Below are 19,383 nucleotides of genomic sequence, written 5' to 3' on the forward strand. Positions count from 1 at the left end.
CATCATTCGCGCCGCGGATATGAATTGATGGGTTTCGCTGCGCTCTACCCATCCTGCGAGATTTCCATGATCGCTACCGGCCCCAGCGGTCCTGCCAGATCTTCTCGCCGATCAGGCAATTGACCCGCGGCTCCTTGTCGGCGGTCCGCATGATCGGGCGCTCGGGGGTGCGGCCGGCGACTTCGAGCAGCAGCTTGGTGCGGATCGCCTCCTTGAACTTCTCACGATCCTTGATCGTCACCACGAAGGAGCCCGGTCCGCCGATCACGCAGTCCTCGTAGTAATAGTCGAGATTCTCGATATCCATCGTCGAGTAGGACGGTTCCTTCACCATGATCGGCAGCCCGTTGATGACGATGCCCTTGTCAAGCGCCGCGTCGCGCGCGGGCGTGATCGGCGTGCCGTTGTTGTTGGGCCCGTCGCCGGAAATATCGATCACGCGGCGCAGGCCGCGATGCGGATTCTCCTCGAACATCGGGATCGCGAAATAGATCGCGCCGGAGATCGACGTGCGCGAGGCGCGGCGCACCGGCGTCTTCATAATTTCGGCGGCGACCGCATCGGCGGATTCAGGGCCGTCGATCACCCGCCAGGGGATGATGATCTTCTGATCGTTGGAGGCGGCCCATTCGAAATAGGTGATCGAGATCTTGCCGTTCGGACCGGCCTTCAGCGCCTGCAGGAAATCCTTGGAGACGATCGCCTGCGCATAGCCCTCGCGCTGGATCGCAAGCTCGTCCATATCCATCGAATAGGAAACGTCGACCGCGATGATCAACTCGATGTCGACGCTCGGTGTGGATTCCTTTTCAGCCAGGCGATGGCCGGGCTGGGTTCCCGGGCCGGGCGCGGCAACACCGGCCACATCGCCGCTGGCCAACATGCCCGCGACAAGCACCGCTCCGATCGAGACATACCAGCGCATTGCGGCCCTCCCGTCGTATGAGTGTCATGGTGACACGCAATTCAGGCGGCGAAAAGCGCAGATATCAGCTGTCCTTCACATTCAGGTTAGACGCCCACACTCAAGTCAGACTTCGCTTGTCTCGAATGCGGCGACGCGCGCCGTGCCGTTGCCGCAATGACGCCGTGCAAATCGAACGGTTCCAAGGCGCGCCTGAAGACGGTATTCTTACGGGGCAATCGCGAGGGAGTGCGATGCCGGATACCGTCGTCAAGCCGAAAACCAGGACCAAGACCAAGGTCGAGCGGCCGCGCCTGCACAAGGTGATCCTGGTCAACGACGACTACACGCCGCGCGAATTCGTCGTCACCGTGCTGAAGGGTGAATTCCGCATGACCGACGACCAGGCCTACAAGGTGATGCTGACGGCGCACCAGCGCGGCGTCTGCGTCGTCGCTGTGTTCACGAGGGACGTCGCCGAGACCAAGGCGACGCGCGCCACCGACGCCGGCCGCGCCAAGGGCTATCCGCTGCTGTTCACCACCGAGCCCGAGGAATAGCGCGCCAGCGCCAGATTGCCACAGGCCTTGCCGCCAATTTTAGCGATCGCGGCGACCGGTGCTTTAGGGATCACATGGCATGAACGCGGCATGTCCGTCGCGCTGCGCCAACAACTGTCCCTGCGGAAGACTCGCCCGGAGACCTCGTTCGGGCCATTTCGCCCGTTGCCCGCCCTGCCTTGGCTCGTCATGGCGGCGGCGCTGCGGATCGTCGGCTACGGCAATCTCGGCCTGATCGTGCCCGCGCTGGCGCTGGCCAACGCTTGCGTGCTGCTCGCCTTCTTCGCGACGGCACGGGACTCGATCCAGGCTTCCGGAGGTCGATCATCGCTTGGCGAATTGACGCTGGCCGAGCAGATCAGACTGTCGCTGTCGATCCTGTGGCGGATCGTGCTCGTGATGATCGTGGCGTCACTCGGCGCCGCCGCGATCGGCTTCTCGTCGTTTGCACCGTATCTCTTGTCGGGCCTCGACGGCATGGCCTTCGATCAGGTCACCCATCTCGGCCGGTTCTGGAGTGCGGCGATCGCGGCGCTGGTGCTGCTGATCATCGTCAATGCGGAAGGCAATGGCGGCCGCGTTGCGCTGGTTGCCGCCGTCAAGGACCTTGGCCGGCACGCGCTCTGGCTTGGCGCGGCGGTGCTCGTGCTGGGCACGATCAACGTTGCGCTGGGCTACGGGCAGGCGCTTGTGCGCACCGCGATCTGGCACTTCTGGCAAATCTCGATGGTGGACCAGCCGCTCAAGAACCTGATCTACGTCGTCTTCATCTTCGGCTTCGCCATGCTGCGGCTGTGGATCACATTGTCGATCCTGACCTTCGGCCTGAAGCAGTCTTACGCCCGCGGCGGCTAGCTCGCGGCAGCGACCGGCGCCTCGTCGTACAGGCCGTAGACCCGTTCGGCCTTGGCAAATCCCGCGATCGGAAACTCGCCGAGATCGCTCCAGCCGCCGTCGCTGATGCCGGCGAAGCGCTCCGAGGCCACCACGGTGCGGCCGAGACGGCCGGCGATCTTCTCCAGCCGCGCGGCAAGATTGACCGCCGGACCGATACAGGTGAAGTCGAGCCGGTTGCCGCCGCCGATATTGCCGTAGAGCACGCGCCCGAGATGCAGGGCGACGCCGAAACGGAAGCGTTCGACGGCATCGCCATTGGCGAATTGCAGCGCCTCGACGCCGGCGCGGGACGCGCGCGCGGCCTCCAGCACACGTGAGCAGACCTGCACCTCGTCGCCGAGATATTCGTCGACCGGGAACACCGCGAGCAGGCCGTCGCCCATGAATTTGAGCACTTCGCCGCCATGGTCGCGGATCGCAGTGACCTGGCAATCGAAGTAGAGGTTGAGGATCTCCACGACAGTCTCGGCGGGCAGGCGGTCCGACAGCGCGGTGAAGCCGCGCAGGTCCGACAGCCAGATCGCGGCATCCATCGTATCGGCATGGCCGCGCCGGATCTGGCCGCCCATGATGCGCTCGCCGGCACGGTTGCCGACATAGGTGTCGAGCAACAGCGACGCGGTGCGGCGCAGCGTCACGATCTCGATGTAGCGTGCCAGCGGCACGGTGATCGAGCGGATCGCATCGAGCTGCTCCTCGGTGAAGCCGCCCGGCTGCCTGGTGGTCCAGCTCGAGGCATTGACGAAGCCGTCGGTGTAAACCAGCGGCATCGCGATGTAGTCGGTGACGCCCTCGGCCTGCAGGTCCACGACAATGGGAAAGCGTTTGCTCGCGGGGTCGTCGAGGCGCGCGCGTACTTCAACGCCCTGCCTGAACACGATCGACAGCGGGCTGACGGCAAAGTCCGGGGAATCCAGGATGTTGTGATCGACGGTGCCGGTTTCGACTTCGCTACCCGGCTTCCAGAAGAAATGGCGGCCATAGATCTCCGGATGCAGCGTGCGCACGAAGACGCCGATGCGCCACAGCGGCAATCCGGCCCGCACCAGCCGCTCGCAGCATTCCGCCATCATCTGCGGCGGGGTCGGCGCCGACCGCGCGCCGCCGATCATCCACTCGATGATGTCCCGAAGCTCCGACGCGTTCATGGCATTCCCCCAGGGCGGTCTGGCGACCGCCACTATATAAGGGATCAGCGCCCGGTCTGCCCGCGGTCGCGCAGAAAATGATCGGCCAGCACGCAGGCCATCATGGCCTCGCCGACCGGGACCGCCCGGATGCCGACGCAGGGGTCGTGGCGGCCCTTCGTCAGGATGTCGGTATCCGCGCCCTTGCGGTCCACGGTGCGGCGCGTGGTCAGGATCGAGGAGGTCGGCTTGACCGCAAAGCGCACCACCACCGGCTGCCCGGTCGAGATGCCGCCGAGGACGCCGCCGGCATGGTTGGACAGGAAACGCGTTCCGTTGTTGCCGGTCCGCATCTCGTCGGCATTCTCCTCGCCCGACAATTCGGCGGCGCCGAAGCCGGCGCCGATCTCGACGCCCTTGACCGCGTTGATGCTCATCATCGCCGCCGCCAGGTCGCTGTCGAGTTTGGCGTAGATCGGCGCGCCGAGCCCGGCCGGCACGCCCTCGGCGACGACCTCGATGACGGCGCCGATCGAGGAGCCGCTCTTCCTGATGCCGTCGAGATAGCTCTCGAAGAACGCCGCCTTGTCCTTGTCGGGACAGAAGAACGGGTTGTTCGCAATCTCGTCCCAGTCCCACTTCTCGCGGTCGATCTTGTGCGGCCCCATCTGCACCAGCGCGCCGCGCACCTTCACCTCGGGCAGCACCTTGCGCGCGATCGCACCGGCCGCGACGCGGGTCGCGGTCTCGCGCGCGGAGGAGCGTCCGCCGCCGCGATAATCGCGCAGGCCGTATTTCGCTTCATAGGTGAAGTCGGCATGGCCGGGCCGGAACTTGTCCTTGATCTCGGAATAATCCTTCGAACGCTGATCGGTGTTCTCGATCAGCAGCGCGATCGGCGTGCCGGTCGTCACCTGCGCGCCGCTCTCCGGATGCGCCATCACGCCGGACAGGATCTTCACCGCATCCGGCTCCTGGCGCTGAGTGGTGAAGCGCGATTGGCCGGGGCGGCGGCGGTCGAGGTCGTGCTGGATCTCCTCCACGGTCAGGGGGATCAGCGGCGGGCAGCCGTCGACGACGCAGCCGATCGCGACCCCATGGCTCTCGCCGAAGGTCGTGACGCGGAACATATGGCCGAAAGTATTGAAGGACATGGCGTGTCGTAACGCGCGGAGGCAGCGGGGTCAAACAGCCAGGCTGTCATTCCGGGGCGCCTGAAGGGCGAACCCGGAATCTCGAGATTCCGGGTTCGATGCTCCGCATCGCCCCGGAATGACGGGATGCTTAGCTATATTGGCGCAGCCCCTGCTCACCGAACACGTAGACCGCCCCCTGCTCGATATAAAGTTCGGCGGCCGAGGCCGGCGTCTCAAGGCCGAGCGCCACCATCAGCGCCCGCGCCGTACCGCCATGGGCAACCGCGACCGTGTCTGCCGTCACCGAGCGATACCAGTCGGTCATTCGCACCTGGACGTCGACATAGCTCTCGCCTCCGGCCGGCGACACCGTCCACTTCTCGGCCAGGCGGCGGGCATACAGTGCGGGGTCCGCAGCCTGCGCCTGCGCCAGGGTCGAGCCCTCCCACGTCCCGTAGCCGATCTCGCGCAGCCGCGCGTCGAGGGTGTAGTCGCCGGGCGGCAGGCCGAGCTCGGCGCGCACCAGCTCCATGGTCGCCCGCGCCCGGATCAGCGGGCTTGCGACGAACGGCACCGTCGTCTTGTCGCGGCCGTCGCGCGCCAGGAGATCGGCGAGGATGCGCCCGGCATGCGCCGCCTGGGCGCGGCCGCGCTCATTGAGGGCGATGTCCTGCACGCCCTGGAGCCGGCCTTCGGCGTTCCACGAGGTCTCGCCGTGGCGGATGTAATAAATCGTCGGTACCGGCATTCCCGTAACGGCTGGTCCCTGCTGTGCGAGAGGTCGGCCGCCTCAAGGCTTCCACGCTTCGAATTTTTTCGGATCGGAGGTACACCAGCACTTCGGCTGGCGACAAGCCCAAATCGGCCGCAGCTTGGGCGGTATGCGCGCAGATCGGCGCAGACGGAATAGCCACGCCGCCAGGGTGTTATGTTGGACAAGGCGGCTATCGCCGAGACCATCGAAGACTGGGATGCATGACCGCGTTTCGTCAAAGTGTCGAAGCCATGATACCGGCGCTGCGTCGCTATGCGCGCGCGCTGGCGCGTGACACGGATATCGCCGACGATCTGGTGCAGGATACGCTGGTGCGGGCGCTGCGCTCGGAGCGTCTGTTTCTCGGCGGCGACGTCAGGAGCTGGCTCTACACGATCCTGACCAATCTGAACAAGAACCGCCGGCGCTCGCTGGCGCGGCGGCCGGCGTTCGTGCCGCTGCTCGACAACAATGCCGACGCCAGCGGCACCGAGGCCGAGGGACGCGACATCGAGCGCGCGCTGTCGACGCTGGTCGAGGAGCAACGCTCGGTGCTGCTGCTGGTGATGCTGGAGGGCATGAGCTACCGGCAGGTCGCCGACATCCAGGGCGTGCCGATCGGCACGGTGATGTCCCGCCTCGCCCGCGCCCGCGCCCATGTCCGGGCCTCGATCGAGGGCCAGCGCCCGGCGCTCCGGCGGGTGAAATGATAATGTGCGCGATGGCCGGCGTTATGCATGAACGATTTTCGAACAAGATTTGGCAGAGACCACTGATATGACCGACCCGAACATTCCCGTCACCGAAGACGAGCTGCACGCTTACGTCGACAATGAGCTGCCGGCCGAACGCCGCGGCGATGTCGAGGCGTGGCTTGCCGCACATCCCGACGACGCGGCGCGGGTGCAGTCATGGCGTGCGATGGCCGAGACACTGCATGCGCGCTACGACACCGTGCTGGACGAGGCGGTGCCGAAACGGCTCGAGCTCGAGCGGCTGGTGCGCCAGCCGCGCCGCTGGGTCTATGGCGCGGTAGCAGCGACGGTCATGGCCTTCGTCGCCGGTGGCGGCGCCGGCTGGATCGCGCGCGGCGCCTCGGCGACGCCGTCGGCCTTCCAGAGCTTCACGGTCGATGCACTCGATGCGCATCGGCTCTACGTGGTCGAGGTCCGGCATCCCGTCGAGGTGCCGGGCAGCGAGCGCGACCACCTGCAACAATGGCTGACCAAGCGCTGCGGCTGGGACGTCCGCGCGCCGGAGCTGACCGGGCTGAAGCTGGTCGGCGGCCGCCTGCTGCCCGGACCGAGCGGCCCGGCGTCGTTCCTGATGTATGAGAGCACGTCGGGTGAGCGGTTCACGGTCTACACCGCCAAGGTGAAGACCGAGGCGACCCAGATGCGCTATGCCGTGCAGGGCAGCGATGGCGCGCTGTTCTGGGCGGATCGGGGGGTCGCCTATGTCGTCAGCGGCGGCACCGATCGCACGCGCCTGACCCAGGTCGCGCAGGCCGTCTACGATCAGATGGAGAAGAGCGGCGGCTGATCTCCGGTAAATTTACGGAAGATCAGGCCGTCAAAATTGCGTCATTTCGAGTAAGTGAATCCAGCCTCACTCAGTGTCCCAATTCCGACATCGAAAACTTCGATTCGCGTCATCGACGCGTCTCATTATCGCACCGGATGCTCACGCGAAGATGATCCGCGCCCGATCCGCCGATCGGCGCACGCGGCCTCGATTGGGGTTTTGTGTACCGCGCTGGTCCCCCTCTCGAGGCCGCACTCCTTTCCGCCGTCCCATCCGCACGCCGCAGATGGGACTTCCGGCGGCCGGTCATCTTTTGACGCGCCCGCAATGCCCGCGTCTACCCCGATAGAGTCCGGGGTAGTTGCAGTTTCGCGTCTTCGCGTCTTTTGGGGCACGCTCTCGGCGGTCAGCCGAGATCGCTACGCGGATTGTAGGGTTTTTGATCCCCCCACGTCTGCATCAATGCCTCAAGCTCGGCATCGTTCCCGTCGGGAAGGATGATGCGGGTCGTGACGTAGAGATCGCCGACGGCGCCCGCCTTCGACAGCCCCTTGCCCTTGAGGCGGAAGGTGCGGCCGCTCGAGGTGTTCTTCGGGATCGAGAGTTCGACCGCGCTGCCGAGCGTCGGCACGCGGACCTTGCCGCCCAGCACCGCCTCGTAGAGGGTGATGGGCAGGTCGATCCTGAGGTCGTTGCCGTCGACCTTGAAGAACGGGTGCGGCGCGACCGAGATCGTGATCAGGAGATCGCCGGGCGGATGGCCTTGCGCGGTCTCGCCCTGCCCCTTCAGCCGGATCTGCTGACCCGCAGCAACCCCGGGCGGAATCTTGACATTGAGCTCGCGGCCGGTCGGCAGGCGGACGCGCTTATCGCCGCCCCTGACCGATTCCTCCAGCGACACCGTCATGGCGACCGACAGATCGAGGTCGACACCGACCCCGCCGCCGTCAAACTCGAACGGACTGGCCCGGCCCGCGCGGCCGCCACCGCCGCGAGCCGCATTGCCGAACATGCTGTTGAGGATGTCCTCGAAGCTGCCGCCGCCCATGCCGCCGCCGGCCCCGGAGCGGAAACTGTACTCGAAGCCGCCCGGACCGGCACGACCGCCGGCGCCGCCGCCAGGGAAGCCCTGGAAGCGCGGCTTGCCTTCGGCATCGATCTCGCCGCGGTCGAACTGCTTGCGCTTGTCCTCGTCGCCGACGATCTCGTTTGCCGTATTGATCTCCGCAAAGCGGGCCGCCGCCTTCGGGTCGTTCTTGTTGTTATCAGGGTGATGCTTCTTGGCGAGCTTGCGATAGGCGCTCTTGATCGTCGCAGCGCTGGCGTTCCGCTGCACCCCCAAGACCTCATAGGGGTCGCGCATCCGTCACGTCTCCTTCACGGGAAAAATCAGTCCTGGCCGGGAACCCGTCCGGGCCCACTTCGCCTTCATGTGGGGGCTCAGTGGCATTTTTGCAACTTAGCCCGGCTTCGCCGGAATTCTCAGGATTTTCTCCAGGGCTTCAGGCTATGGATTTCCCACCGCCCTTGTCCAGCCTTGCATGCGGCACCCTGCAGCCAGCTCTCGGTGGCTCCATTGACGTAGCTGGCAAGGAAATCCCGGCACGTCTTGCCGTCCTCGCCCGAATAGGCCTGGGCCAGCGGCGTCACCGAGCCGCGCGCGCCGGTTTCAGGATTTTCCCAGGGCTGGCTGGAATCCTTGTCGCCCTTGGTCAGCACGTCGGAGGCGGCATTGCGGGCGAAGGCGAGATCGGTGTCGGTCGGCATCACCGCATTGACCTGGGTCGGGCTGATCGAGCCCGTCACATCCTTGTCGTCCAGCTTGGCGAAGGCGTCGCTGCGCGACAGGCTGCAGCCGCTTGCGCCGACGCCGATCAGGATCAATGTCACCACCGCGCCTGCGGGGTGGATCGCCGATAGGCCAACGCGCCCCCATGCCCTATATAGGGCTAGTAACGCGCTTTCAGACGCGGGCGGATGCAAATCGGGACTCCTGACATGACCGACACGACCTCCATCAAACACCCGACACCGTTAACATCGGGTGATTTCACCGCGGCGGAGGAGCCGTTCGCCCTGTTCGCCGAATGGTTTGCGGAGGCGGTCAAGTCCGAGCCGAACGATCCGAACGCGATGGCGCTTGCGACCGTCGATCCCGACGGTTTGCCCGACGTGCGGATGGTGCTGATGAAGGGCTTCGATGCCGACGGCTTCGTGTTCTACAGCCACATCGCGAGCGCCAAGGGCCGCGAATTGGCCGCAAATCCTAAAGCCGCTTTACTCTTCCACTGGAAATCACTGCGCCGCCAGGTGCGCATCCGCGGGCCGGTCACGCCGGTGACCGATGCCGAGGCCGACGCCTATTTCGCCACCAGGCCGAAGCAGGCCCAGATCGGCGCCTGGGCCAGCAAGCAGTCGCAGCCGCTGGAGAGCCGCTTCGCCTTCGAGCAGGCGATCGCCAAGACCGGTGCGAAATACGTCATCGGCGAGGTGCCGCGGCCGCCGGGCTGGAGCGGCTGGCGGATCACGCCGCAGCGCTTCGAGTTCTGGCACGACCGCCCGTACCGCCTGCACGATCGCATCGAATTCCGCCGCGACGGCGCCGGCAGCGCCTGGTCGAAGGTGCGGCTCTATCCCTGAAAGCTGCGATCGTCATGGCCCGGAGAAAGCGCGGAGCGCATCTTCGTGTAAGATGACCCGGCCAGCGACGTCTGATCCCAAGTCATCCCAAGTCGTTCGAAGGCGTGAATGCCCGGCACGCCGCCGCGCATGACGAAAACGAAAGAAACCGTCGATGCCCCACCCATCCAATGCACCGCGGCGCACGCTGCTCCTGACCGGCGCAAGCCGCGGCATCGGCCATGCCACCGCGATCCGGTTCTCGTCCGCCGGCTGGCGCGTCATCACCCTGTCGCGGCATGCGTTTCCCGAGGTCTGCCCGTGGGGCGCCGGGCCGGAAGACCACATCGAGGTCGACCTCGGCAGCCATGACGACACCGTGCGCGCGATCTCCGAGATCCGCAGACGGCTCGAGAACGATGAACTGCACGCGCTGGTCAACAACGCCGCGATCTCGCCGAAGGCTGCGGGCGGCGGCCGGCTCGGCACCATGGACACCGACATCGAGACCTGGACCCACGTTTTCCACGTCAACTTCTTCGCACCGATCATGATCGCGCGCGGGCTGATCGAGGAGTTGAAACACGCCAAGGGCGCGGTGGTGAACGTCACCTCGATCGCCGGCTCGCGCGTGCATCCGTTTGCCGGCGCGGCCTATGCGACGTCGAAGGCCGCGCTCGCGGCGCTGACGCGCGAGATGGCATCGGACTTCGGTCGCGTCGGCGTCCGCGTCAACGCCATAGCGCCGGGCGAGATCGATACCTCGATCCTGTCGCCGGGCACCGAGAAGATCGTCGACCAGCAGATACCGATGCACCGCCTCGGCACGCCGGACGAGGTCGCCAAGATCATCTACGTTCTCTGCACGGAGACCAGCTCTTACGTGAACGGTGCGGAAATCCACATCAACGGTGGTCAGCACGTCTGAGCTTGGGAAGAGCCGTATTTCGGGGAGGGAAGTTTTGAGGCGATCCCGGCCGCCGCCGCGGCCGTCATTGGGATTGCTTCACTTGCAGGCGTAACAAACGCAAACGAGGCTTCTGCCTCCGAGGCTTCGGCCTCTAGTCTGCGTAAAACCGACGCGACTTCTTCTTCTCGGGCTGCCGCAGCGCGACGTCGTTCAGCGCGCTGGAGCATTCGTCTTCGTCCTCGCCATCCAGCAACGCAGCGCCACAGTAACGGCAAAGTCTCGGCGAGATCGCCTGCACCTTGCCTGCTGCGCGGTCCTGTTGATAGCGCGCAAAGTCGATGACGTTACGCCGTGGCGTTATGATCTTCTCAACCATTGCTGTCCTCCGGCTTCGAGGCGGGCGTTATCGCAGACAAGTTTCGCCCAAACGTTCAGCGCAACGCTCAAATTTTAGCAGAGGAAATAAGGCAGGAAGCGCGTCCCAAAACGCGACGCGTGGAACCGGCTTACAGCCACTTCTTCCACTTGAAGATCCAGTACGGCACGACAGCCGCGATCAGCATCAGCACCAGCGCGAACGGATAGCCGTGCGTCCATTCGAGTTCCGGCATCATCTTGAAATTCATGCCGTAGATCGAGGCGATCAGCGTCGGCGGCATCAAGACCACCGCCATCACCGAGAACAGCTTGATGATGTTGTTCTGTTCCAGATTGACCACGCCGAGCATGGCGTCGAGCACGAAGGTGATCTTGTTGGAGAGATAGGAGGCGTGGTCGGTCAGTGAGGCCACGTCACGCTGCATGGTCTTGAGCTGCTCGCGCATGTCCTTGGACCATTTCACGCCCTCGACCACCGCGGAGAGGAAGGTGACGAGGCGGCCGATCGAGACCAGGCTTTCGCGAACCTTCGAGGTCAGGTCGCCCTTGCGGCCGATTGCGATCAGGATCTGCGAATATTGCTTGGCGTGGCCGTGGCGCTCGCTCTCCGGCTCGAAGATGTCGTGGGACACCTGGTCGATATCGGCCCCGCAGCGCTCCAGAATGTCGGCGCAACGGTCGATCACCGCGTCCAGCAGTTCCATCAGCACCTGCTCCCCGGTGATGCCGGGGGAACAGGCGCGCGCCAGCTTGTTCTCGACCAGCGCGAACGGTTTCGGCAGGTCGTAGCGCACCGTCACCAGCCGATGACCGGTGAGGATGAAGGTGACCGCCGTGGTGCGCGGCATGTCGGTGTCGGACTGGCACATCAGCGTCGCGGTCATGTAGCGCGCGCTGTTCTCGATATAGAGCCGGCTGGAGATCTCGATCTCCTGCATGTCTTCCCGGGTCGGCACCGCGATCCCCGCGAGCTTCTCGACCGCCCGGTCCTCCTCCACGGTCGGATTCACCAGATCGACCCAGACCGCACCCTCGGGCAGCGCGCCGAGGTCGGTCGCCGTGGCCTTCTTGAGCGAGAACTCGGACGGAACGAACACCGACAGCATCACGAACTCCACGAAACAGGGCTGGCAGGACCCGCCGACTTAGCGCGATTCTGGGGGGCGCATCATGACCGGGGTATTAACCGGGCATCCATACTTGTGGCGGCCAGGCGGCAGCGACGTGACGCCGACTCGTCGACCGTTGCCTGTTTGCACAAAAACCAACCTGGCGCCAGAACAGTTGCGGCAAAAAAGCCACAGACAGCGTCCCGCGATGCGGGAAAGGCATCTAAAGTCTGGGAATAATGGCACGTTTCGGCAATAATGCCGCTAATGGAATCGTGGCGTTTGGGGCGTAATAGTGGCGCTTTCGGGCGCGGATTTTCGATTGGAATGTAATCATGTCGTCGCTCAAAGTTACCTTCGGGATTCTGGCCGCGGGCCTGATGTTGTCGGGCTGCATGCAGGCCACAACCTATGAGGCAACCAACACCGCGAACTTCAAGCCGCGTGACAAGGAACTCCTGGCCAAGACCACCTACGTCAAGACGCCGGTCGCTGAACCGTTCCGCCGCGCCATCGTCGAGTACCACCGCAAGGAAGCCCCCGGCTCGATCGTGGTCGATTCCGACAACCATTACCTCTATTACGTGCTGAACGACGGCAAGGCGATCCGCTATGGCATCACCGTCGGCGAGGAAGCCATGGCCTGGTCCGGCATCGCCAAGGTCGGCAGCATGACCGAATGGCCGGCTTGGCACCCGACCCCCGGCGAAATCTCGCGCCTCGGCGTCCCGACTTTCGTGGCCCCGGGCCCGGACAATCCGATGGGCTCGCGCGCGATGTATCTCTATTCGGGCGGCAAGGACACGCTGTTCCGCATCCACGGCACCAACCAGCCGGAATATATCGGCGCGTCGATCTCCTCGGGCTGCATCCGCATGACCAACGAGGACGTCATCGACCTCTACAACCGCGTCAAGCTCGGCACCATCGTCGTGGTGCTGGAGCCGAAGCACGGCGACTCGCCCTACAAGCCGCAGATGGCGCTGCAGGGCGGCGGCGGCACGACCTACTGATCCAATCGCAACCGCGATCAAAAGCGCCGGCTTTGCCGGCGCTTTTTTGTTGGCTGCGGCCTGGTCTCGGCGCTGCGGTCGGGTGCGGCCGCATCATCTGATTTTGTGGCGTCCGGCTTGCTGGTGTCAGACTTGCCGTGGTCAGCTTTGGATGTATCCGCCTTCGGCGCGTCGGATTTGGCGGCGACCTCGCGCGGCGGCGCCTCTTCGGGGCGCTCGGCCGGCAACAGCGGCGCGACCTGCGGCAGCGGGTCGTCCACGTTCCACTGGCAGATCCGGTAATTGTTGCGACGCTCGATCAGGTCGAGATGGACGTGGTCCTCGTGGTACCAGTCCGAGCCCGGCCCGAGCACCGTGGAGAAACGGGCGCAGACCGAATGCAGCACGGTCTCGCGCAAGGTCCGCGGCACGCTGCGGTCGGTCAGCGAGATCGACTTGCCGTCGGCGAGACCGAAGGCGCGCACGTCGAGCGCGTTGGCGCGGCCATGCTCGGAGAGCTGCGCGCCGGCGACGCGATTGCGGCCGCGGCATTCGAACGAGTCGAAATTGTCGAGATTGCTGATCCCGCCCCCGAGGCTCTGCGCGAGCGGCGCGATATCGGTGCGGATCCAGTCGGCGACCGCAGCGGCCATCTTGCAGCGAAGGATCGCCGCGGGCTTGACCGCGACCTTGCGCTTGTCCGGCAACACGATGGCCTCGAGCCGCACCAGATCCTCGCCGCCGCAGCCTCCGGCGCCGTGGATATCCGGAATGCTCGGCGCGATCGCGATCTCCTCGGTCAGCGCCTGCCGGCAGGCCGAAAGCTGCGGCGCAGCGGGCTCGGCCGGCTTCGCTGCCTCAACCGGCTTGGCCGACTCGCTGGGCCCGGCCGCCTCAGCGGGCACCGCAGGCTGCGTTTTGGCTGCGGCGGGAGGCTCCGCCGGCGCCTGAGCCGGGCGCGGCTTCGGCAGCGGCACCGCTGCGCGGCGGGCTGCCTTGTGCGGCCTTTGCGGCCGGGTGCCGAACAGATCGTCCCACGGAAAGCTGGGCGCGCGGCGGGCGGCCTCGGCGGGGCCTGCTTGCATGCCAAGGCAAAGCAGCACAGCGGCGGTAACCATTGCCGCGCCCCCGCGACGAAACGCGCCAACAGGCCATTTTCGGCTTGCTTTCTCCGCGCTAAAGTTCATGTCAGTTCCATGATTTTACTGCCGGCCGTCCAAGATGCCGGCGGATCATGCGTGAGGATCGAGGAGGGATTTGCGTATGCTTGGTTTGATGCAAGATTGGCCCTTGCTGTGTCACAAGATTATTGAGCACGCCGCCAAATATCACGGTACCCAGGAAGTCGTGACGCGGTCGGTCGAAGGCCCGATTCATCGCACCACCTACGCCCAGATCCATGCCCGCGCCCTGAAGGTCTCGCAGAGCCTGGAACGCGACGGCATCAAGCTCGGTGACCGCGTCGCCACCATCGCCTGGAACACCTGGCGCCACCTCGAGGTCTGGTACGGCATCATGGGGATCGGCGCGATCTGCCATACCGTCAATCCGCGCCTGTTTCCGGAACAGATCGCCTGGATCGTCAACCACGCCCAGGACCGCATCGTCATCACCGACCTCACCTTCGTTCCGGTGCTGGAGAAGATCGCAGGCCAGCTGCCGAGCGTCGAGCGCTACGTGGTGCTGACCGACAAGGCGCACATGCCGCAGACCACGCTGAAGAACGCGGTCGCCTATGAGGATTGGATCGCGGCATCCGACGGCAAGTTCGAGTGGAAGACCTTCGACGAGAACACCGCGGCGGCGATGTGCTACACCTCCGGCACGACGGGCGATCCCAAGGGTGTACTTTATTCGCACCGCTCCAACGTGTTGCACGCGCTGATGGCCAACTCGAAGGACGCGCTCGGCACCTCCGCGTCGGACACAATGCTTCCGGTGGTCCCCTTGTTCCATGCCAACAGCTGGGGCATCGCCTTCTCAGCACCGTCGATGGGCACCAAGCTCGTGATGCCGGGCCCGAAGCTCGACGGTGCCTCGGTGTACGAGCTGCTGTCGACCGAGAAGGTCACGCACACCGCCGGCGTGCCGACGGTCTGGCTGATGCTGCTGCAATACATGGCCGCCAACAACGTCAAGCTGCCGGATCTGCAAATGGTGATCTGCGGCGGATCGGCGATGCCGCGCTCGATGATCCAGGCCTTCCTCGACATGGGCAGTCAGGTGCGCCACGCTTGGGGCATGACCGAGATGAGCCCGCTCGGCACGCTGGCGACGCTGAAGCCGCCGTTCACCGAGCGCACCGGCGAGGAGCGGCTCGACATCCTGCAGACCCAAGGCTATCCGCCGTTCGGCGTCGAGATGAAGATCACCGACGATGCCGGCAAGGAGCTGCCGTGGGACGGCAAGACCTTCGGCCGTCTCAAGGTCTCCGGCCCCGCGATCGCCAAGGCCTATTTCCGGGTCGACAGCGACATCCTCGACGATGCCGGCTATTTCGACACCGGCGACGTCTCGACGATGGACGAGCACGGCTACATGCGGATCACCGACCGCTCCAAGGACGTGATCAAGTCCGGCGGCGAATGGATCTCCTCGATCGATCTCGAGAACCTCGCGGTCGGCCATCCGGCCGTCGCGGAAGCCGCCGTGATCGGCGTCCATCACCCCAAATGGGATGAGCGGCCGCTGCTGATCGTGCAACTCAAACAGGGCCAGAGCGCCACGCGCGAGGACATCCTGAAGTTCATGGACGGCAAGATCGCCAAATGGTGGATGCCCGACGACGTCGCCTTCGTCGACGGCATTCCCCACACCGCGACCGGCAAGATCCTGAAGACGGCGCTGCGCGACCAGTTCAAGGACTACACCTTCCCGACCGCCGCGGCGTAGGCAGGCTCGCATCCTCCCTTATCCTCCCTTGGAGGGGGGATCGGTTCGCATGAAGCGCAGCGGAATGCGGACCGAGGTGGGGTGACAGTCCCTCCGTTGAGACAGGTGCCCGTGCTGAGGATCACGCCACCGCGCCGCTCATTTCATTCGCGTCGCCCCTCCCCTCCAGGGGAGGGTGAACAGCACCGCCCAAATCCCTTGAATTCGCCGCAGGTCCGTGGTCTCACACGACTGATCGCGGCGGCCGAGGTCGCCTGAGGACATCTCAACCGGCAGATTTTTCGACGATGGCGCGCAGGTTTTCCGCTCCCTACCAGCAGGAGCCCGTGTCCGGTCTCGCCACCTGGTCGCGCAACCTCGCCATCTTCTCGGTCGTCGCGGTGGTGGTCTCGATCCTGATCGTCCGCTTCGGGTTCCTGGAGGTCAAGCCGGCGCTGGCGACCTTCTTCGGCGCGCTAGGCCTGGCCGGCCTGTCGATCCTGCTTGGGCTGGCCGCCTTTGCTGCGATCTGGCAGAACGGCACCCGCGGCATGGGCCGGATCCTGCTCGCGCTCGTGATCGACGCGGCGATCCTCGCCTACCCGGCCTACCTCATCTATCAGTACCGCAAGCTGCCGCGGATCTACGACGTCACCACCGACGCGATCGACCCGCCGAAATTCGAGGCGCTGGCGCGGCTGCGCACCGGGGAAGGCACCAATCCTGCCGCCTATGCCGGCCTCTATTCGGCCGAGCGGCAGCGCGCGGCCTATCCCGATATCGAAACCGTCGAGCTCGAAACCCCGGTCGACCGCGCCTATGAGCTGACGCTGCGGCTGGTGAACCGCCGCAAATGGCTCGTCATCGACGCGCGCGCGCCGCAGCCGCCGCGCCGCATCGGCCGCATCGAGGCGGTGGCGCGGACGCCGATCATGGGTTTCCGCGAGGACGTCTCGATCCGGGTCACGCCTGACGACGAGGACTCCCGCGTCGATATCCGCTCGGCGTCGCGCTATTTCGATACCGATCTCGGCAGCAACGCCGCCCGCGTCAAGAAGCTGATCGAGGACCTCAACAGCGCGGCCGAGAACGACAATGCCAAGCCGGCGAAGAAGGCGGCTCCTGTCGCGCCAAAGGCACCGCCGGCGAAGACGGTGAAGAAGTGACGCGGTAGCGTCGTTCCGGTTCATCGCGCACGATGAACCCGAAATCTCGAGATTCCGGGTCTGGTGCTTCGCACCATCCCGGAATGACGAACTAGGCCAATCGGTACGTCCCGCCGATCACCGGATCGCCGTCGGTCGCCACGACGCCGCGCGCGACCAGATCCTCCAGATGCGCCAGCACCGAATAGCCGGCGGCATTGGCGAGGCGCGGATCGAGCCCGATATAGATCGCCCGCACCATGGTCGGAATGTCGGCCTCGCCCTTGCCGAGACGATGCAGGATCGACGCCTCGCGCGCCCGGCGATGCCGCGCCAGGAAACGGACGTAGCGCGGGCCCTCCGGAATCTCCGGGCCGTGGCCGGAGAAATACAGCTGCTCGGGCCGCTGCTCCAGCCGCTCCAGCGAGGCCATGTAATCGATCATCGAGCCGTCCGGCGGCGCCACGATCGAGGTCGACCAGCCCATCACATGATCGCCGACGAAATTGATGCTGCGCTCGGCCCAGGCAAACGCCAGATGGTTGGCAGTGTGGCCGGGGGTGGCGACCGCCTCCAGCGCAAAGCCCGCCCCCTCGATGACGTCGCCGTGCTTGACCTGCACATCGGGCCGGAAATCGCGGTCGGCGCCGGATTCCGGATTGTGCTTCTCGCTCTCGAAGCGCGGGCGCGAGGCGCGGTGCGGTCCCTCGGCATAGACAGGCGCGCCGGTCGCGGCCTTGATCCGCGGCGTGTTCGGCGAATGATCGCGATGGGTATGGGTGACCAGGATATGCGTCACGGTCTCGCCCTTGACCGCATCGAGCAGCGCCCTGGCATGCGCCTCGTCGTCGGGACCGGGATCGATGATAGCGACCTTGCCCTCGCCGACGATGTAGCTGACCGTGCCGGTGAAGGTGAACGGGCTCGGATTGTTGCAGAGGACACGGCGAACGCCGGGGCGGACCCGTTCGACCACGCCGGGCTTCAGCGGAAAATCGCGGTTGAACGGGATGTCGTCGTTGTCGGCCATCTGGAATTTCACTCCGACGTCATTCCGGGGCAGCCCGACAGGGCTGAACCTCAGGGGCGCAATTGCGCCTCGGGGAATCTCGAGCTTCCGGGTCGATGCTGACGCATCGCCCCGGAATGACTGTGAAAGGATTTACGAGAACGCCTGGATGCCGGTGATCGCGCGGCCGAGGATCAGCGCATGGACGTCGTGCGTGCCCTCATAGGTGTTCACCGTCTCGAGGTTCGCGGCGTGACGCATCACGTGATACTCGATCTGGATGCCGTTGCCGCCGTGCATGTCGCGCGCCATGCGGGCGATGTCGAGCGACTTGCCGCAATTGTTGCGCTTGACGATGGAGATCATCTCGGGGGCCATCTTGCCCTCGTCCATCAGGCGGCCGACGCGCAACGAGGCCTGCAGGCCGAGCGCGATCTCGGTCTCCATGTCGGCGAGCTTCTTCTGCACCAGCTGGGTGGCGGCGAGCGGGCGGCCAAACTGCTTGCGGTCGAGCGTGTATTGCCGCGCGCGATGCATGCAGTCCTCGGCGGCGCCGAGCGCGCCCCAGGAGATGCCGTAGCGGGCGCGATTGAGGCAGCCGAACGGACCCTTGAGGCCGGAGACGTTGGGCAGCAGCGCGCTTTCCGGCACCACCACATTGTCGAGCACGATCTCGCCGGTGATCGAGGCGCGCAGCGACAGCTTGCCGCCGACCTTGGGCGCCGACAGGCCCTTCATGCCCTTCTCGAGGATGAAGCCGCGGATCTGGTTGTCGTGCGCCGCCGACTTGGCCCACACCACGAACACGTCGGCGATCGGCGCGTTCGAGATCCACATCTTGGCGCCGTTGAGCTTGTAGCCGTCAGCGACCTTCTCCGCGCGGGTCTTCATGCCGCCGGGATCGGAACCGGCATCCGGCTCGGTCAGGCCGAAGCAGCCGACCCATTCCCCGGTCGCAAGCTTGGGCAGATATTTCTTGCGCTGGTTTTCGTCGCCATAGGCGTAGATCGGATACATCACCAGCGACGACTGCACCGAGTTCATCGAGCGATAGCCGCTATCGACACGTTCGATCTCACGCGCCACGAGGCCATAGGCCACGTAGCTCGCATTGGCGCAGCCATACTCCTCGGGCAGCGTCACGCCGATCAGGCCGAGCTCGCCCATTTCGTTGAAGATCTCGCGATCGGTTTTCTCTTCCAGATAGGCCTTGGTGACCCGCGGCAGCAGCTTGTCCTGCGCATAGGCCCGCGCAGTGTCGCGGATCAGGCGCTCGTCTTCGGTGAGCTGCTCGTCGAGCAGGAACGGATCATCCCACTGGAAGCTGGCGGCAGCCGGCTTGTCCTTGGCCTGGGGGCGCACGCTCATGAAACATCCTTTCGCATCGTCTATCGGAAATTGGCGGATAAATTAAAGCGCTATGCTGCGAAGCGCAATTGGTGATCCTC

20 protein-coding genes are annotated in these 19,383 nt (G+C 65.3%); 9 read left to right on the top strand and 11 right to left on the bottom strand.

Annotated elements, in window-relative coordinates; translation table 11 throughout:
• Positions 1 to 73 precede the first annotated feature (73 nt).
• Positions 74 to 925, bottom strand: coding sequence for a DUF1194 domain-containing protein (locus AKL29_RS38960; protein WP_050387830.1), 852 nt, complete (start codon positions 923 to 925; stop codon positions 74 to 76).
• Between the two features lie 233 nt (positions 926 to 1,158).
• On the opposite strand from AKL29_RS38960, the gene clpS reads away from it, so the two are divergent.
• Both clpS and AKL29_RS38970 read left to right on the top strand, forming a co-directional pair.
• On the top strand, positions 1,159 to 1,464 hold the full coding sequence (clpS, locus tag AKL29_RS38965; RefSeq protein ID WP_021076758.1) for an ATP-dependent Clp protease adapter ClpS: 306 nt from the start codon (positions 1,159 to 1,161) through the stop codon (positions 1,462 to 1,464).
• Between the two features lie 90 nt (positions 1,465 to 1,554).
• Complete coding sequence (locus AKL29_RS38970) at positions 1,555 to 2,319, top strand: hypothetical protein (protein WP_244482665.1); 765 nt, start codon at positions 1,555 to 1,557, stop codon at positions 2,317 to 2,319.
• On the opposite strand, the gene AKL29_RS38975 is transcribed toward AKL29_RS38970, so the two are convergent.
• The 3 genes from AKL29_RS38975 to AKL29_RS38985 all read right to left on the bottom strand — a co-directional run bounded on the left by AKL29_RS38975 (position 2,316) and on the right by AKL29_RS38985 (position 5,372).
• A complete protein-coding gene (locus AKL29_RS38975; RefSeq protein WP_050387832.1) occupies positions 2,316 to 3,509 on the bottom strand; it encodes an adenylate/guanylate cyclase domain-containing protein in 1,194 nt (397 codons plus the stop codon). The two genes, AKL29_RS38970 and AKL29_RS38975, sit on opposite strands and share 4 nt — an antisense overlap.
• A 44-nt stretch (positions 3,510 to 3,553) precedes the next feature.
• Positions 3,554 to 4,642 carry a chorismate synthase gene (gene aroC, locus AKL29_RS38980; RefSeq protein ID WP_050387833.1) on the bottom strand — a complete coding sequence of 363 codons (1,089 nt, stop codon included), beginning with the start codon at positions 4,640 to 4,642 and terminating at the stop codon, positions 3,554 to 3,556.
• A gap of 130 nt (positions 4,643 to 4,772) precedes the next feature.
• Complete coding sequence (locus tag AKL29_RS38985) at positions 4,773 to 5,372, bottom strand: histidine phosphatase family protein (protein WP_050387834.1); 600 nt, start codon at positions 5,370 to 5,372, stop codon at positions 4,773 to 4,775.
• A gap of 227 nt (positions 5,373 to 5,599) precedes the next feature.
• On the opposite strand from AKL29_RS38985, the gene AKL29_RS38990 reads away from it, so the two are divergent.
• The gene (locus AKL29_RS38990) at positions 5,600 to 6,088 is read left to right on the top strand and encodes a sigma-70 family RNA polymerase sigma factor (RefSeq protein WP_028334505.1); all 489 of its coding nucleotides are present in this window, start codon (positions 5,600 to 5,602) and stop codon (positions 6,086 to 6,088) included.
• 67 nt (positions 6,089 to 6,155) lie between these two features.
• A complete protein-coding gene (locus AKL29_RS38995; protein WP_028334506.1) occupies positions 6,156 to 6,920 on the top strand; it encodes an anti-sigma factor family protein in 765 nt (254 codons plus the stop codon).
• A 388-nt stretch (positions 6,921 to 7,308) separates the two neighbouring features.
• On the opposite strand, the gene AKL29_RS39000 is transcribed toward AKL29_RS38995, so the two are convergent.
• Both AKL29_RS39000 and AKL29_RS39005 read right to left on the bottom strand, forming a co-directional pair.
• Entirely contained in the window at positions 7,309 to 8,265 is a 957-nt protein-coding gene (locus AKL29_RS39000) for a DnaJ C-terminal domain-containing protein (protein WP_050387835.1), read from the bottom strand.
• 119 nt (positions 8,266 to 8,384) lie between these two features.
• Positions 8,385 to 8,792, bottom strand: coding sequence for an RT0821/Lpp0805 family surface protein (locus tag AKL29_RS39005; protein ID WP_028334508.1), 408 nt, complete (start codon positions 8,790 to 8,792; stop codon positions 8,385 to 8,387).
• A gap of 108 nt (positions 8,793 to 8,900) precedes the next feature.
• On the opposite strand from AKL29_RS39005, the gene pdxH reads away from it, so the two are divergent.
• Together pdxH and AKL29_RS39015 are read left to right on the top strand one after the other, a co-directional pair.
• Positions 8,901 to 9,542: a pyridoxamine 5'-phosphate oxidase gene (gene pdxH / locus AKL29_RS39010; RefSeq protein WP_018270355.1), complete on the top strand. Its 642-nt coding sequence runs from the start codon at positions 8,901 to 8,903 to the stop codon at positions 9,540 to 9,542.
• Between the two features lie 154 nt (positions 9,543 to 9,696).
• Positions 9,697 to 10,449, top strand: a complete 753-nt coding sequence (locus AKL29_RS39015) for an SDR family NAD(P)-dependent oxidoreductase (protein WP_018270354.1) — start codon at positions 9,697 to 9,699, stop codon at positions 10,447 to 10,449.
• 133 nt (positions 10,450 to 10,582) lie between these two features.
• Here the strand turns inward: AKL29_RS39015 and AKL29_RS39020 are convergent, their stop codons facing one another.
• Positions 10,583 to 10,807, bottom strand: a complete 225-nt coding sequence (locus AKL29_RS39020; RefSeq protein ID WP_028334509.1) for a hypothetical protein — start codon at positions 10,805 to 10,807, stop codon at positions 10,583 to 10,585.
• Positions 10,808 to 10,937: 130 nt separating this feature from the next.
• Entirely contained in the window at positions 10,938 to 11,915 is a 978-nt protein-coding gene (locus AKL29_RS39025; protein ID WP_028334510.1) for a magnesium transporter CorA family protein, read from the bottom strand.
• A gap of 338 nt (positions 11,916 to 12,253) precedes the next feature.
• On the opposite strand from AKL29_RS39025, the gene AKL29_RS39030 reads away from it, so the two are divergent.
• Positions 12,254 to 12,931 (top strand): L,D-transpeptidase, encoded by a 678-nt coding sequence (locus AKL29_RS39030; RefSeq protein ID WP_018270352.1) that lies wholly within the window; start codon positions 12,254 to 12,256, stop codon positions 12,929 to 12,931.
• 17 nt (positions 12,932 to 12,948) lie between these two features.
• Here AKL29_RS39030 and AKL29_RS39035 read toward each other — a convergent pair whose 3' ends face one another.
• Positions 12,949 to 14,097, bottom strand: coding sequence for an extensin family protein (locus tag AKL29_RS39035; protein WP_050387836.1), 1,149 nt, complete (start codon positions 14,095 to 14,097; stop codon positions 12,949 to 12,951).
• Positions 14,098 to 14,173: 76 nt separating this feature from the next.
• Between AKL29_RS39035 and AKL29_RS39040 the strand changes: the two genes are divergently transcribed.
• Positions 14,174 to 15,802, top strand: coding sequence for a fatty-acid--CoA ligase (locus AKL29_RS39040; RefSeq protein WP_050387837.1), 1,629 nt, complete (start codon positions 14,174 to 14,176; stop codon positions 15,800 to 15,802).
• A gap of 287 nt (positions 15,803 to 16,089) precedes the next feature.
• Positions 16,090 to 16,947 carry a DUF1499 domain-containing protein gene (locus AKL29_RS39045; RefSeq protein WP_028334513.1) on the top strand — a complete coding sequence of 286 codons (858 nt, stop codon included), beginning with the start codon at positions 16,090 to 16,092 and terminating at the stop codon, positions 16,945 to 16,947.
• A gap of 91 nt (positions 16,948 to 17,038) precedes the next feature.
• Here the strand turns inward: AKL29_RS39045 and AKL29_RS39050 are convergent, their stop codons facing one another.
• Positions 17,039 to 17,956 carry an MBL fold metallo-hydrolase gene (locus tag AKL29_RS39050; protein WP_050387838.1) on the bottom strand — a complete coding sequence of 306 codons (918 nt, stop codon included), beginning with the start codon at positions 17,954 to 17,956 and terminating at the stop codon, positions 17,039 to 17,041.
• 132 nt (positions 17,957 to 18,088) lie between these two features.
• Positions 18,089 to 19,303, bottom strand: a complete 1,215-nt coding sequence (locus tag AKL29_RS39055) for an acyl-CoA dehydrogenase (RefSeq protein WP_050387839.1) — start codon at positions 19,301 to 19,303, stop codon at positions 18,089 to 18,091.
• Positions 19,304 to 19,383 lie beyond the last annotated feature (80 nt).

The organism is Bradyrhizobium pachyrhizi (genome assembly GCF_001189245.1).
Lineage (GTDB): Bacteria > Pseudomonadota > Alphaproteobacteria > Rhizobiales > Xanthobacteraceae > Bradyrhizobium > Bradyrhizobium pachyrhizi.

Excerpts from the sequence above, each read along its gene's own strand:
- AKL29_RS38960 (WP_050387830.1), bottom strand. The coding sequence starts at position 925 with ATGCGCTGGTATGTCTCGATCGGAGCGGTGCTTGTCGCGGGCATGTTG.
- clpS (WP_021076758.1), top strand. The coding sequence starts at position 1,159 with ATGCCGGATACCGTCGTCAAGCCGAAAACCAGGACCAAGACCAAGGTC.
- AKL29_RS38970 (WP_244482665.1), top strand. The coding sequence starts at position 1,555 with ATGTCCGTCGCGCTGCGCCAACAACTGTCCCTGCGGAAGACTCGCCCG.
- AKL29_RS38975 (WP_050387832.1), bottom strand. The coding sequence starts at position 3,509 with ATGAACGCGTCGGAGCTTCGGGACATCATCGAGTGGATGATCGGCGGC.
- aroC (WP_050387833.1), bottom strand. The coding sequence starts at position 4,642 with ATGTCCTTCAATACTTTCGGCCATATGTTCCGCGTCACGACCTTCGGC.
- AKL29_RS38985 (WP_050387834.1), bottom strand. The coding sequence starts at position 5,372 with ATGCCGGTACCGACGATTTATTACATCCGCCACGGCGAGACCTCGTGG.
- AKL29_RS38990 (WP_028334505.1), top strand. The coding sequence starts at position 5,600 with ATGACCGCGTTTCGTCAAAGTGTCGAAGCCATGATACCGGCGCTGCGT.
- AKL29_RS38995 (WP_028334506.1), top strand. The coding sequence starts at position 6,156 with ATGACCGACCCGAACATTCCCGTCACCGAAGACGAGCTGCACGCTTAC.
- AKL29_RS39000 (WP_050387835.1), bottom strand. The coding sequence starts at position 8,265 with ATGCGCGACCCCTATGAGGTCTTGGGGGTGCAGCGGAACGCCAGCGCT.
- pdxH (WP_018270355.1), top strand. The coding sequence starts at position 8,901 with ATGACCGACACGACCTCCATCAAACACCCGACACCGTTAACATCGGGT.
- AKL29_RS39015 (WP_018270354.1), top strand. The coding sequence starts at position 9,697 with ATGCCCCACCCATCCAATGCACCGCGGCGCACGCTGCTCCTGACCGGC.
- AKL29_RS39020 (WP_028334509.1), bottom strand. The coding sequence starts at position 10,807 with ATGGTTGAGAAGATCATAACGCCACGGCGTAACGTCATCGACTTTGCG.
- AKL29_RS39025 (WP_028334510.1), bottom strand. The coding sequence starts at position 11,915 with ATGCTGTCGGTGTTCGTTCCGTCCGAGTTCTCGCTCAAGAAGGCCACG.
- AKL29_RS39030 (WP_018270352.1), top strand. The coding sequence starts at position 12,254 with ATGTCGTCGCTCAAAGTTACCTTCGGGATTCTGGCCGCGGGCCTGATG.
- AKL29_RS39035 (WP_050387836.1), bottom strand. The coding sequence starts at position 14,097 with ATGAACTTTAGCGCGGAGAAAGCAAGCCGAAAATGGCCTGTTGGCGCG.
- AKL29_RS39040 (WP_050387837.1), top strand. The coding sequence starts at position 14,174 with ATGCTTGGTTTGATGCAAGATTGGCCCTTGCTGTGTCACAAGATTATT.
- AKL29_RS39045 (WP_028334513.1), top strand. The coding sequence starts at position 16,090 with ATGGCGCGCAGGTTTTCCGCTCCCTACCAGCAGGAGCCCGTGTCCGGT.
- AKL29_RS39050 (WP_050387838.1), bottom strand. The coding sequence starts at position 17,956 with ATGGCCGACAACGACGACATCCCGTTCAACCGCGATTTTCCGCTGAAG.
- AKL29_RS39055 (WP_050387839.1), bottom strand. The coding sequence starts at position 19,303 with ATGAGCGTGCGCCCCCAGGCCAAGGACAAGCCGGCTGCCGCCAGCTTC.